General features: G+C 53.3%; 12 protein-coding genes. 7 read left to right on the top strand and 5 right to left on the bottom strand.

Features of this window, described 5'->3' with window-relative positions:
- Positions 1-67: 67 nt before the first annotated feature.
- Both tsaB and N7268_RS19795 read right to left on the bottom strand, forming a co-directional pair.
- A complete protein-coding gene (gene tsaB, locus N7268_RS19800) occupies positions 68-763 on the bottom strand; it encodes a tRNA (adenosine(37)-N6)-threonylcarbamoyltransferase complex dimerization subunit type 1 TsaB (RefSeq protein WP_260864157.1) in 696 nt (231 codons plus the stop codon).
- Between the two features lie 58 nt (positions 764-821).
- Positions 822-2,732, bottom strand: coding sequence for an ATP-dependent DNA helicase (locus tag N7268_RS19795; RefSeq protein ID WP_260864156.1), 1,911 nt, complete (start codon positions 2,730-2,732; stop codon positions 822-824).
- Between the two features lie 141 nt (positions 2,733-2,873).
- On the opposite strand from N7268_RS19795, the gene N7268_RS19790 reads away from it, so the two are divergent.
- Positions 2,874-3,218 (top strand): RidA family protein, encoded by a 345-nt coding sequence (locus tag N7268_RS19790; protein ID WP_016153387.1) that lies wholly within the window; start codon positions 2,874-2,876, stop codon positions 3,216-3,218.
- Positions 3,219-3,224: 6 nt separating this feature from the next.
- Here the strand turns inward: N7268_RS19790 and N7268_RS19785 are convergent, their stop codons facing one another.
- Positions 3,225-3,404: a YoaH family protein gene (locus tag N7268_RS19785; RefSeq protein ID WP_043000413.1), complete on the bottom strand. Its 180-nt coding sequence runs from the start codon at positions 3,402-3,404 to the stop codon at positions 3,225-3,227.
- Between the two features lie 83 nt (positions 3,405-3,487).
- On the opposite strand from N7268_RS19785, the gene pabB reads away from it, so the two are divergent.
- From pabB to N7268_RS19765, 4 genes are all read left to right on the top strand, one after another.
- Positions 3,488-4,849, top strand: a complete 1,362-nt coding sequence (gene pabB / locus N7268_RS19780) for an aminodeoxychorismate synthase component 1 (protein ID WP_260864155.1) — start codon at positions 3,488-3,490, stop codon at positions 4,847-4,849.
- A 3-nt stretch (positions 4,850-4,852) separates the two neighbouring features.
- On the top strand, positions 4,853-5,431 hold the full coding sequence (locus N7268_RS19775; protein WP_198903937.1) for a CoA pyrophosphatase: 579 nt from the start codon (positions 4,853-4,855) through the stop codon (positions 5,429-5,431).
- Positions 5,432-5,614: 183 nt separating this feature from the next.
- Positions 5,615-6,979 (top strand): L-serine ammonia-lyase, encoded by a 1,365-nt coding sequence (gene sdaA, locus N7268_RS19770; protein ID WP_260864154.1) that lies wholly within the window; start codon positions 5,615-5,617, stop codon positions 6,977-6,979.
- Positions 6,980-7,109: 130 nt separating this feature from the next.
- Complete coding sequence (locus N7268_RS19765) at positions 7,110-8,711, top strand: EAL domain-containing protein (protein WP_260864153.1); 1,602 nt, start codon at positions 7,110-7,112, stop codon at positions 8,709-8,711.
- A gap of 6 nt (positions 8,712-8,717) precedes the next feature.
- Here N7268_RS19765 and yoaE read toward each other — a convergent pair whose 3' ends face one another.
- Positions 8,718-10,277, bottom strand: a complete 1,560-nt coding sequence (yoaE, locus tag N7268_RS19760; protein WP_260864152.1) for a CNNM family cation transport protein YoaE — start codon at positions 10,275-10,277, stop codon at positions 8,718-8,720.
- The gene (locus N7268_RS25245) at positions 10,265-10,423 is read right to left on the bottom strand and encodes a protein YoaL (protein WP_409929208.1); all 159 of its coding nucleotides are present in this window, start codon (positions 10,421-10,423) and stop codon (positions 10,265-10,267) included. The genes yoaE and N7268_RS25245 overlap by 13 nt, the downstream gene beginning before the upstream one ends.
- A 314-nt stretch (positions 10,424-10,737) precedes the next feature.
- Here N7268_RS25245 and manX point away from each other — a divergent pair, with 314 nt between their 5' ends.
- Positions 10,738-11,706, top strand: coding sequence for a PTS mannose transporter subunit IIAB (gene manX / locus N7268_RS19755; protein ID WP_260864151.1), 969 nt, complete (start codon positions 10,738-10,740; stop codon positions 11,704-11,706).
- Positions 11,707-11,764: 58 nt separating this feature from the next.
- Entirely contained in the window at positions 11,765-12,565 is an 801-nt protein-coding gene (manY, locus tag N7268_RS19750) for a PTS mannose transporter subunit IIC (protein ID WP_134708066.1), read from the top strand.
- Positions 12,566-12,575 lie beyond the last annotated feature (10 nt).

Below are 12,575 nucleotides of genomic sequence, written 5' to 3'. Positions count from 1 at the left end.
CCCTGTAATGTTCAAACTGCATACATGATCTGCAATTCATCTTCATCAGGGTATTTACTACTAAGATTCATTCTTTACCGGGAAGTTTCTTCCACGCCACGGTGTTACGTAAATAAACCGGCTCAGCCTGTTCCACTGCAACCGTCTTACCGGCAGCCAACATGTGTGTGGCAATCGGCAGCATATCTTCAGCCGCCGGAAGCAGCACGTCGCCATCAACCAGCGTCAGACCACTGTCTTTGCCGAGTTCAGTCCATGCCGGCCAGCCCGTTCCGACCGTCACCCAGTCACCGGAAAGTTGCAACATGCGCTCATGCGCCTGTTCCGGTGTTAACACCGCTTCCGTTTCTTCGCCGTGCCAGATGCCATTTTCATCACGCTGATATTCGGCCCAGTAAACTTCCCCCATACGCGCATCAATCGCCGCCAGTACGCGCGTCGCGCCGGTTTTACGCCAGGCTCCCTGCGCCATGGTCGCCAGCGTAGACACACCGATCATGGGTAAATCCGCGCCTAACGCCAGCCCCTGAGCGATGCCAATGCCAATGCGTACGCCGGTAAAACTGCCGGGACCGCGCCCGAACGCCAGCGCGTCAATGTCAGTTAACGTGATGTCGCCAGCGGCGAGGATATCCTCAACCATCGGCAGGATTCGTTGGGTATGTTCTCGTGGGCAAAGCTCGAAATGAGCCTTGATATTACCGTCATTCCACAGGGCAACGGAGCACGCCTCTGTGGCGGTATCAATAGCCAGAATTCGCATGGGTCTTCGTGATCAGGTCAATAAATTTGGCGCGCATCTTACCACACTCCATCACAAATTACTCAGCCGTTGGTATTGCAAGGAATCGAACGGCACGGGCAATGTCACGGGTTCGGGGCGCAGGCGGCAGGCTTGCCAGGAAGGTCGCGCCATAGGGACGCATGACCAGACGGTTGTCGCAAATCACCAGCACACCGCGATCGTCCGCGTCGCGTATCAGACGACCCACGCCCTGTTTCAGCGTAATCACTGCATCCGGGAGCTGGACTTCATCAAAAGGATCGCCCCCGCGCAGGCGGCAGTCTTCCATGCGCGCTTTGAGTAGCGGATCGTCCGGCGAGGTAAACGGCAGCTTGTCGATAATGACCAGCGACAGCGTATCGCCACGCACGTCTACCCCTTCCCAGAAGCTGCTGGTTGCGACCAGTAAGGCATTTCCCGCGTTAACAAACTGCTGTAACAGTTGTCCTTTACTGGTCTCTCCCTGCAGCAGTACGGGGAGCGTCATGGTGGCGCGAAACTGCTCAGCAAGATCGCGCATCATGGCATGCGAGGTGCAGAGCATAAAGCAGCGACCATTGTTCGCCTCGATAATCGGCCGCAGCATGGATGCCAACTGACGCGCCGCGCCCGGCTGATTGGTTTGCGGTAAATTGCGCGGAACGCACAGGAGTGCCTGGCGCGTGTAGTCAAAGGGGCTGGGTAGCAGCATTGATTCGGCCTGCTCAATGCCCAGCCGCGCCGTGAAGTGATGGAGATCGTCGTTAACCGACAGCGTGGCGGAGGTAAAAATCCAGCAGCCAGGCTTTTGTTCCATCACCTCTTTGAATTTATCCGCAACGGTGAGCGGCGTCAGCGCCAGAGTGAAATGACGCGAGGTGCATTCATACCAGTAACTGAATCCAGGCTGGTTAATCTCTTTCAGGCGTTTCAAGCGGGCGCGATAGAGCGTGGCGCGCTCAAACGCAGCATCCAGCAGCGCCGAACGCCCCAGCGACAATTTCGCCACGTCGTAGCACAACTCCAGCGTATCATCGAGCAGTAACAATGCCCGCTGAACACGTTGATCGGCCAGCAACTCCCGCAGGTTTCCGCGATAACCCGGTTCGCCCAATTGCAGGCGAAAATCCTGCGCGCTTTGCGCAAGCCGGTCGGCGCATTTTTGCAATTGCTGGGTGTCTTTAAGCTCGGTGCGATACGCAATGGTAATGTCTTTTGCCAGATCAAGCAGTTGGCGGCTGGAAAGCGATTGACCGAAATACTGGCTGGCGATATCCGGTAGCTGATGGGCTTCATCGAAGATCATCACATCAGCTTCGGGGATCAGTTCACCGAACCCGCTCTCTTTCACCACCATATCAGCGAGAAACAGATGGTGGTTGACCACGACCACATCGGCATCCATCGCTTTTTTACGCGCTTTGACCACAAAGCACTCTTTATACAGTGGGCAGTCGCTGCCAAGACAGTTGTCGTTAGTGCTGGTCACCAGCGGCCACGCCTGCGAATCTTCCGCCACGCTGACACAGGTGCTGATGTCGCCATCCTGTGTTTGATTGGACCACGAGCGTAGCAGGATAACATCGCTTAAGGTTTGAACCGGCAGGTCGCCTCCCGCTAACGCCTGTTGCTCAAGGCGTTCCAGACAGAGGTAGTTAGAGCGCCCTTTCAGCAAGGCCAGTTTGCCGGTAAATTCCAGCGCTTTCGCCACGGTCGGCAAATCGCGGCTGTAGAGCTGATCCTGCAGCGCTTTTGACCCCGTAGAGATGATCACTTTCTTCCCGGCGCGCAGCGCAGGCGCAAGATAAGCGTAGGTTTTCCCTGTTCCGGTTCCGGCTTCCACCACAAGCGGTTGTGATTTTTCAATGGCATGCGCGACGGCTACGGCCATCTGTCGTTGTGGTTCACGCGGTTTAAAACCCGGTATCGCTTTAGCCAACTGACCGTCTGCTGCAAAATCGTCCGTCACACTACCCCCTGTTCATTTGAACAGGGATTATGTCAGGCCAGCGGGTCTTTCGCCAGTTGAAGAGGTGACGTGGGCGCAACATTATGGCAGTCTTGGCGCAATCTGAAGCCCATTAAGAAAAATGTAAATAAGGAATGATTTATGACGATTGTGCGCATTGATGCCGAAGCACGTTGGTCTGACGTAGTGATCCATAACAACACGCTGTATTACACCGGCGTGCCGGAAAACCTGGATGCCGACGCGTTCGAACAAACGGCAAACACGCTGGCGCAAATTGATGCGGTACTGGAAAAACAGGGCAGCAGCAAGTCACGTATTCTTGATGCTACCCTCTTTCTGGCAGACAAAAACGATTTTGCCGCTATGAATAAAGCCTGGGACGCGTGGGTTGTTGCCGGTCACGCGCCGGTTCGTTGTACGGTACAGGCCGGACTGATGAATCCAAAATACAAAGTAGAGATAAAGATTATCGCCGCGGTGTAAGCGACGTTACTCATCTTCATCTTCAAAACGCGCCACGATCCGCTCGCCGGTATGGGTGGCGCGTAGCTCTTCAGCAACCAGAGCAATCGCTTGTCCGCTGCTCATCCCTTGTGACATCAGTTCCTGAATACGCTCTACCGCTTTTTGCTGCTGCTCATGACTGAGTGAAGGTAAACCTGCAAACATTGTTAACTCCTGCTAAATTGTCAGCGCTAATTATTTCATGCTACCGGGCAGTAAGCCAGTAGAGTAGTAACGAGTCAGGACAGATGAAGACGTTATCTCCCGCAGTAATCACATTACCCTGGCGTCAGGATGCCGCTGAACGCTATTTTTCGACTTTAAGCCATCTGCCGTGGGCGATGCTGTTGCATTCTGGTCATGCAGATCATCCGCATAATCGCTTTGATATACTGGTTGCTGATCCGATCACAACGCTGGTCACCTGCGGCGAAGAGACCGTTCTGCGCTGCTCCCACGGTATCACTCATACCGTTGATGACCCGATGACGGTACTACGCTCTGCGCTAACGTCGCTGGCGATTCAACCAGAATACCATCCTGACTTCCCCTTTCAGGGCGGCGCACTGGGCCTGTTCGGTTACGATCTGGGTCGCCGCTTTGAATCTCTCCCGGACATAGCCGCACAGGATATCGCCCTGCCGGATATGGCGGTCGGGATTTACGACTGGGCTCTGATTGTCGATCACCAGCGGCAAACCGTTTCGCTGCTTAGCCATGGCGATGTTGAGGCTCGCCTGAACTGGCTGGAACAGCAGCAAATCCGCCCGGCAGAACCGTTTGCCTTAACATCAGCATGGCAATCGAACATGAGCCGTGAACAGTACGGGCAAAAGTTCCGTCAGGTGCAGCACTACCTGCACAGCGGCGACTGTTATCAGGTTAACCTTGCCCAGCGCTTTCAGGCGCGTTATCAGGGGGATGAGTGGCAAGCCTTTGTGCGACTCAATCACGCTAACCGCGCCCCGTTCAGCGCATTTTTACGTTTTGAAGACGGTGCGATCCTCAGCCTTTCGCCGGAACGTTTTATCCAGTTAGAAAATCAGCAGATCCAGACGCGCCCCATAAAAGGGACGTTACCCAGACTGGACGCCCCTGATGCCGATCGTCTGCAGGCGCAAAAGCTGGCTAATTCGCCAAAAGATCGCGCGGAAAACCTGATGATCGTCGATTTGATGCGTAACGATATTGGTCGCGTTGCCGTGCCAGGGTCGGTTAAAGTTCCAGAACTGTTCGTGGTCGAACCTTTCCCTGCGGTGCACCATCTTGTCAGCACCATCACCGCGCAGCTGCCCGCAGCGCTACACGCCACAGATTTGCTACGCGCGGCCTTCCCGGGAGGATCCATTACCGGCGCGCCGAAAGTGCGGGCGATGGAAATTATTGATGAACTGGAGCCACAAAGACGAAACGCCTGGTGCGGCAGCATTGGTTATCTGAGCTTTTGCGGCAATATGGATACCAGTATCACCATCCGCACACTGACCGCGATTGACGGACAAATCTACTGCTCTGCGGGTGGCGGCATTGTGGCGGACAGTCAGGAAGATGCGGAATATCAGGAAACGTTTGATAAAGTGAATCGTATTTTGCACCAACTGGAGAACTGAACCGTGGAATACAACAGCCTGACGCTCAATGATTTCCTGTCGCGCTTCCAACTTTTGCGTCCGCAAATCAACCGCGAAGCGCTAAACCAGCGCCAGGCTGCTGTGCTGATTCCCGTCGTGCGACGTCCACAACCGGGACTCCTTCTGACTCAGCGTTCCGTCCATCTGCGTAAACATGCCGGGCAGGTTGCCTTCCCCGGCGGTGCGGTGGACAGCAGCGATGCCTCGCTGATCGCCGCGGCGCTGCGGGAAGCCGAAGAAGAAGTGGCTATTCCCCCCTCATGCGTTGAGGTGATCGGTGTTCTGCCTCCGGTTGACAGCGTAACGGGATTTCAGGTCACGCCGGTGGTCGGCATTATCCCGCCGAATTTGCCTTATCGCGCAAGTGAAGATGAAGTCTCCGCTGTTTTTGAAATGCCGCTGGCGCAGGCTCTGCATTTGGGACGTTATCATCCGCTGGATATTTACCGTCGTGGCGATTCTCATCGCGTATGGTTATCCTGGTATGAGCATTATTTCGTCTGGGGAATGACAGCCGGGATAATTCGTGAGCTGGCACTGCAAATTGGCGTGAAGCCCTGACTATACTTATCTTTACGCGCGGAAGACACAACCTGAAACTCCCGTCACAATATTAGTAAAATCGCGGTTATCTATTAGTTTAATTCATGTGAATAGTTAAGCCGATCGCCGCGTTCCCTCTTACACTATGCGCAGTTATAACATCGTTACTGGAAAGCCCAGTCGCCCTGTAGGAGTATTATCGTGATTAGTCTATTCGACATGTTTAAGGTGGGGATTGGTCCCTCATCTTCCCACACCGTAGGGCCTATGAAGGCGGGTAAACAGTTCGTCGATGACCTGGTCGAAAAAGGATTGCTTGACAGCGTTACCCGTGTTGCCGTCGACGTGTATGGTTCACTGTCGCTCACGGGTAAAGGTCACCACACCGATATCGCCATTATTATGGGTCTGGCAGGTAATGAACCTGCAACCGTGGATATTGACAGCATTCCCGGATTTATCCGCGACGTAGAAACGCGTGGTCGCCTGCTGCTTGCGCAGGGACAGCACGAAGTGGATTTCCCGCAAAATGACGGCATGCGTTTTCACAATGGCAATCTGCCGCTGCATGAAAACGGCATGCAGATCCACGCGTATAACGGCGAAACCGCCATTTACAGCAAAACGTACTATTCCATTGGCGGTGGATTCATCGTTGATGAAGAACATTTTGGCCAGGATGCCGCGAACGAAGTCAGTGTTCCTTATCCGTTCAAATCCGCCACTGAAATGCTGGAATACTGCAACAGCACCGGTCTGTCCCTTTCTGGCATGGTGATGCAGAACGAACTGGCACTGCACAGCCAAAAAGAGATTGAAGAGTATTTTGGTCATGTCTGGCAAACCATGCAGGCATGTATCGATCGTGGCATGAACACCGAAGGTATTCTGCCTGGGCCACTGCGTGTTCCGCGTCGTGCGTCTGCCCTGCGTCGTATGTTGGTCTCCAGCGATAAGCTCTCTAACGATCCGATGAACGTGATCGACTGGGTCAACATGTTTGCGCTGGCTGTCAACGAAGAGAACGCCGCCGGTGGTCGCGTGGTGACGGCGCCAACCAACGGCGCTTGCGGTATCGTGCCTGCCGTGCTGGCCTATTACGATCATTTCATCGAATCCGTCAGCCCGGATATCTATACCCGTTACTTCCTGGCGGCCGGTGCCATTGGTGCGCTGTACAAAATGAACGCCTCTATCTCTGGTGCGGAAGTCGGTTGTCAGGGCGAAGTCGGCGTGGCATGTTCCATGGCGGCAGCCGGTCTGGCAGAGCTGCTCGGCGCAAGCCCGGAGCAGGTCTGTGTGGCCGCTGAAATCGGTATGGAACACAACCTGGGCTTAACCTGTGACCCGGTTGCAGGACAGGTTCAGGTACCGTGCATTGAGCGTAACGCGATTGCCTCTGTGAAAGCGATCAACGCCGCACGTATGGCCATGCGCCGTACCAGTGCGCCGCGTGTCTCGCTGGATAAAGTCATCGAAACCATGTATGAGACAGGCAAGGACATGAACGCCAAATACCGTGAAACGTCACGCGGTGGTCTGGCGATTAAAGTTCAGTGTGACTAATACTTCATTTTCGCCCATCTGCGACGGATGGGCGAATTTACACCCTCTCCCTCGTCTACTGTAATTTTCCCCACTACACTTGCTCTGTTGCCATTGGCTTATGTGACCAACGGCTTATCGGGCGGCCCGCATGCAAACAGCACAACGGATCATCAAAAACTATCGCCGTAATCGCTTAATCGTCTGCACGATTTGTGCACTTCTTACACTCATCCTTACATTGTCTGCACGATTTATTTCGGAGCGTAATTTAAATCACCATTCCACGGTCACTTTTGCGAATCATGCCGTAGAAGCACTGGACGACGTGCTCCTTCCGTTGCAGGCCGGACGCGATATTCTGTTGCCGTTGATTGGTTTACCCTGTTCCGTTGCGCGCTTACCCCTGAGCAAACACGCTGCCAGACTGCAGACGGTACGCTCCATCAACCTGATTCAGGGGGGGATTCTTTATTGTTCAAGCATTTTTGGTTATCGCAATATCCCAATACGCCAGCTTCAGCCTGAACTGCCCAGCCGGGAGCCACGACTGCTGCTTTCCACTGACCACGCACTGATCAAAGGCAGTCCTATACTGACGCAGTGGTATCCCTCTTCTTCCAGTGGTGACGATGGCGTGGTGGAAATTATCAATATCGATTTATTATCCAGCATGCTGCTTGAGCCTCAGCCGCCGCAAATCACCAATGCAAGTCTGACCGTTGGCAACCAGCACCTGCTCTATGGGCAAGGCGTTGTGGATACCTTACCCGAGCTCAATAATGAAAAACGCTACCAGCTCTCATCACAGCATTTTCCCTTCACCATCAGCGTCACCGGACCGGGGGCCAGTGAACTGGCGTTTAAGCACTTACCGACGCAATTGCCGCTGGCGGTCATGCTCAGCTTGTTAGTGGGATACCTTGCCTGGCTTGCGACAGCCAACAGAATGAGCTTTTCCTGGGAAATTAACCTGGCGCTTGCCCAACGTGAATTTGAGCTATTTTGTCAGCCCCTGCTCAATGCCCAGACTCAGCAATGCATGGGGGTGGAAATCCTGTTGCGTTGGAATAACCCGCGCCAGGGGTGGATTTCACCGGACGTGTTTATCCCTATTGCGGAAGAGCACAACCTGATTGTCCCCCTCACCCGTCATGTCATCGCAGAAACCATTCAGCAACGCCACGTCTTCCCGATGAACAGCCAGTTTCACATCGGTATTAATGTCGCCGCCAGCCATTTTCGCCACGGCACGCTGTTAAAAGATCTCAATCAGTACTGGTTCAGTCAGCATCCCATTCAACAACTGGTGATCGAGCTGACCGAACGCGATGCCTTACTGGATGTGGATTATCGGATTGTGCGTGAATTGAACCGCCTTGGCGCTAAGCTGGCGATTGATGACTTTGGTACCGGCAACAGTTCACTTTCGTGGCTGGAGAAGTTGCGCCCGGATGTGCTGAAGATAGATAAATCATTTACTTCAGCGATCGGCACTGACGCCGTGAACTCAACCGTTATCGACATCATTATTGCGCTGGGTAAAAAACTGAATATCGAACTGGTGGCGGAAGGTGTTGAAACGCAGGCGCAGGCGCAGCATTTGCGGCGACATGGCGTACATATATTGCAGGGTTTTCTCTACGCTAAGCCAATGCCGCTTCGCGACTTCCCAAAATGGTTGGCGGGCAGTACACCACCGCCCGCCCGGCACAACGGGAGGCATATCATGCCCGCTGTACCGCTGCGTTAAACCCGATTACTCGTCTTCGTCGTGAGCAATATGTTCTTTAACAATGCGAACTAAATCCACACGATAGTCATTGGCTTCGACAATCGTAATGCTCAACGGCGCGACCTCAATAACATCACCTACACGTGGAATATGACCGTTAGCCGCTATGACTAACCCGGCCACGGTGGCGATGTCTTCGTCTTCATCCACCAGCGTATCAACGTCCAGCGCTTGCTGTAACGCGTGCAGATCGGTCCCGCCTTTCACCAGCCAGCCGCCTGCATCAGCAATAATCTCCGGCGTTTCATCCGCATCCGGGAACTCGCCAGCGATGGCTTCCAGTACGTCCAGCGGCGTAACCAGACCTTGCACCACACCAAACTCATTGGTGACGATAACAAAGCTACCGCGGGCGCGACGTAAGACACCTAACAGATTAATCGGGTCCAGCGTTTCCGGTACCACGATAGCCGGTGACGCAGAAGCAATCGCCGCCACATCCACACCGTCTTCAAGCGCCACTAACAACTCTTTTGCCCGGACGATACCGATTATTTCGTCAAGCTCGCCACGACACACCGGGAACAGGCTATGCGGAGAAGAGAGCAACTGTTCACGAATTTCATCCACGCTCAGATCAGCATCTACCCAGCTAATTTCACCACGGGGCGTCATAATGCCGCGTAATGAACGTGACGCCAGGGACAGCACGCCGTTGATCATATAGCGTTCTTCTTCGACAAACGCCCCTTCAGGCACCGGAACTGGCACCGGGTTATCCGATTCCATCTGCACACCCGCCTGACGTTTACCGCCCATCAGGCGAAGAATGGCGTCTGCGGTGCGCGCGCGCAGCGGCAGCGTTGACTGATGGCGAATAAAGTTACGACGGGCAATCTGGTTAAACAGCTCGATAATAATCGAGAAGCCAATGGCCGCGTACAGATAACCTTTCGGAATATGGAAGCCAAACCCTTCTGCGACAAGGCTTAAACCAATCATCAGCAAGAAGCTCAGACACAACACCACAACCGTCGGATGCTGATTCACAAATCGCGTCAGTGGCTTGGACGCCAGCAGCATCACCGCCATCGCAATCACGACCGCCGCCATCATAACCGGCAGGTGGTTAACCATACCGACCGCGGTAATCACCGCATCCAGGGAGAAGACCGCATCCAGGATAACAATCTGCGTCACGACGACCCAAAAACTCGCATAGCCTTTTGACTGCCCGGTATCATGCTCTCGGTTTTCCAGCCGCTCATGCAACTCAGTGGTGGCCTTGAACAAGAGGAATATCCCCCCCAGCAGCATAATCAGGTCACGCCCCGAGAACGCGTAGTCCATCACGGTGAACAACGGTTTGGTCAGCGTCACCATCCATGAAATCACGGACAACAAGCCTAAGCGCATAACCAGCGCTAACGACAAACCGATAAGACGCGCTTTATCTCGCTGTTTTGGCGGCAGCTTATCGGCCAGAATCGCAATAAAGACCAGGTTATCAATACCCAGAACGATTTCGAGAACAACAAGCGTGAGCAAACCCACCCAAATCGACGGGTCCATTAAGAGTTCCATGACAAGCTCCTGCTTAAGGAATGATCAGTTTGCGTCCTGAATACGTCAGGCGTTGAAGCAATATGCAGATAAATTTTGTGGCAAAAAGTGCCAAACAGACAGGCGCGGAGAGGCCTAAAGGTGAAATGACGTCGGTGACGATCCATACGGTGGGCTACTGCCCTATACTCCTGATTAGTTAAACATATGCTAAACATAACAGAGACAACCGTTTTTTAGCAAAGATTTACCTTCCTTTGCAATAAGTTGTTTCGGAGATATTTTACTCTTCGAAATTTCTTTTAACCGGAAGTTAATTAACGGATCTTCATCACACAAAATAATTTTTTCGATATCTAAAATAATTCACGAAAATCATACGTTTTTCTTTGTAACCCTTATCTGAATCGATTCGATTGCGGACGACGATTCAAAATACATCTTCACGTTGATGTGTTAACGATAATAAAGGAGGTAGCAAGTGACCATTGCTATTGTTATAGGCACACATGGTTGGGCTGCAGAGCAGTTACTTAAAACAGCAGAGATGTTGTTAGGCGAGCAGGAAAATGTCGGCTGGATCGATTTCGTTCCAGGCGAAAATGCCGAAACGCTGATTGAAAAGTACAACGCTCAGTTGGCAAAACTCGACACCAGTAAAGGCGTGCTGTTTCTCGTTGACACATGGGGAGGCAGTCCATTCAACGCTGCGAGCCGCATTGTCGTCGATAAAGAGCATTACGAAGTGATCGCGGGCGTGAACATTCCGATGCTGGTCGAAACGTTCATGGCACGTGATGACAATCCAAGCTTCGACGAATTAGTTGCGTTGGCCGTGGAAACCGGAAGCGAAGGCGTAAAAGCGCTGAAAGCCAAACCGGTCGAAAAAGCCGCGCCGGCTGCAGTAGCAGCAGCACCCAAAGCCGCCGCACCGACTAAACCGATGGGCCCGAACGATTATATGCAGATCGGCCTCGCGCGTATTGATGACCGCTTAATCCACGGTCAGGTTGCAACGCGCTGGACCAAAGAAACAAACGTTACCCGCATTATTGTTGTCAGTGATGAAGTGGCTGCCGATACCGTACGTAAAACGCTGCTGACTCAGGTCGCCCCTCCGGGTGTGACAGCGCACGTGGTTGATGTCGCGAAAATGATCCGCGTCTACAACAACCCGAAATACGCAGGCGAACGTGTGATGCTGCTGTTCACCAATCCAACCGATGTTGAACGTATCGTCGAAGGTGGCGTGAAGATTACCTCCGTAAACATTGGCGGCATGGCTTTCCGTCAGGGGAAAACGCAGGTTAACAACGCAATTTCTGTCGATGAGAAAGACATCGAAGCCTTCAAGAAACTCAACGAGCGCGGCATCGAGCTTGAGGCCCGTAAGGTTTCTACCGATCAGAAACTGAAAATGATGGATTTGATTGCCAAAGCGGCGAAATAGCCCCCAGGCATTTACTTAGTTTTCACACTTAAGTCTGTATAGCAATAGGAGAAGTACAATGGAGATTACCACTCTTCAGATTGTGCTGGTGTTCATCGTCGCATGTATCGCGGGTATGGAGTCGGTACTCGATGAATTTCAGTTCCACCGTCCGTTGGTGGCCTGTACGCTGATTGGTGCCGTTCTCGGGGATATGAAAACCGGTATTATCATCGGTGGTACCCTGGAAATGATCGCCCTGGGCTGGATGAACATCGGTGCCGCCGTTGCACCCGATGCCGCACTGGCCTCTATTATTTCTACCGTTCTGGTTATCGCGGGTCACCAAAGCATTGGTGCCGGTATCGCGCTGGCAATCCCGCTGGCCGCAGCAGGCCAGGTTCTGACCATCATCGTTCGTACCATCACCGTCGCCTTCCAGCACGCAGCGGATAAGGCAGCCGAAAACGGCAACCTGACAGCGCTCTCCTGGATCCACGTGTCCTCGCTGTTCCTGCAGGCTATGCGTATCGCTATCCCGGCGGTTATCGTAGCGATTTCTGTCGGTACCAGTGAAGTACAGAGCATGCTGAACGCCATCCCTGAAGTCGTGACCGGCGGTCTGAACATTGCGGGTGGTATGATTGTCGTCGTCGGTTATGCGATGGTCATCAACATGATGCGCGCAGGCTACCTGATGCCATTCTTCTACCTCGGCTTTGTCACCGCGGCATTCACTAACTTCAACCTGGTTGCTCTGGGTGTGATTGGTGCAGTCATGGCCATCCTCTACATTCAGCTGAGCCCGAAATATAACCGCGTAGCCGGTGCGCCAGTACAGGCGGCGGGTAACAACGATCTTGATAACGAACTGGACTAGCAGGTGAGCG

It is taken from the genome of Citrobacter sp. Marseille-Q6884 (assembly GCF_945906775.1).
Taxonomy (GTDB): domain Bacteria; phylum Pseudomonadota; class Gammaproteobacteria; order Enterobacterales; family Enterobacteriaceae; genus Citrobacter.
Note: the sequence above shows the minus strand (reverse complement) of the source record. Positions and strands in the feature narration are given on the sequence as shown.

Excerpts from the sequence above, each read along its gene's own strand:
- manY (WP_134708066.1), top strand. The coding sequence starts at position 11,765 with ATGGAGATTACCACTCTTCAGATTGTGCTGGTGTTCATCGTCGCATGT.
- N7268_RS25245 (WP_409929208.1), bottom strand. The coding sequence starts at position 10,423 with ATGGATCGTCACCGACGTCATTTCACCTTTAGGCCTCTCCGCGCCTGT.
- pabB (WP_260864155.1), top strand. The coding sequence starts at position 3,488 with ATGAAGACGTTATCTCCCGCAGTAATCACATTACCCTGGCGTCAGGAT.
- yoaE (WP_260864152.1), bottom strand. The coding sequence starts at position 10,277 with ATGGAACTCTTAATGGACCCGTCGATTTGGGTGGGTTTGCTCACGCTT.
- tsaB (WP_260864157.1), bottom strand. The coding sequence starts at position 763 with ATGCGAATTCTGGCTATTGATACCGCCACAGAGGCGTGCTCCGTTGCC.
- N7268_RS19790 (WP_016153387.1), top strand. The coding sequence starts at position 2,874 with ATGACGATTGTGCGCATTGATGCCGAAGCACGTTGGTCTGACGTAGTG.
- N7268_RS19765 (WP_260864153.1), top strand. The coding sequence starts at position 7,110 with ATGCAAACAGCACAACGGATCATCAAAAACTATCGCCGTAATCGCTTA.
- N7268_RS19785 (WP_043000413.1), bottom strand. The coding sequence starts at position 3,404 with ATGTTTGCAGGTTTACCTTCACTCAGTCATGAGCAGCAGCAAAAAGCG.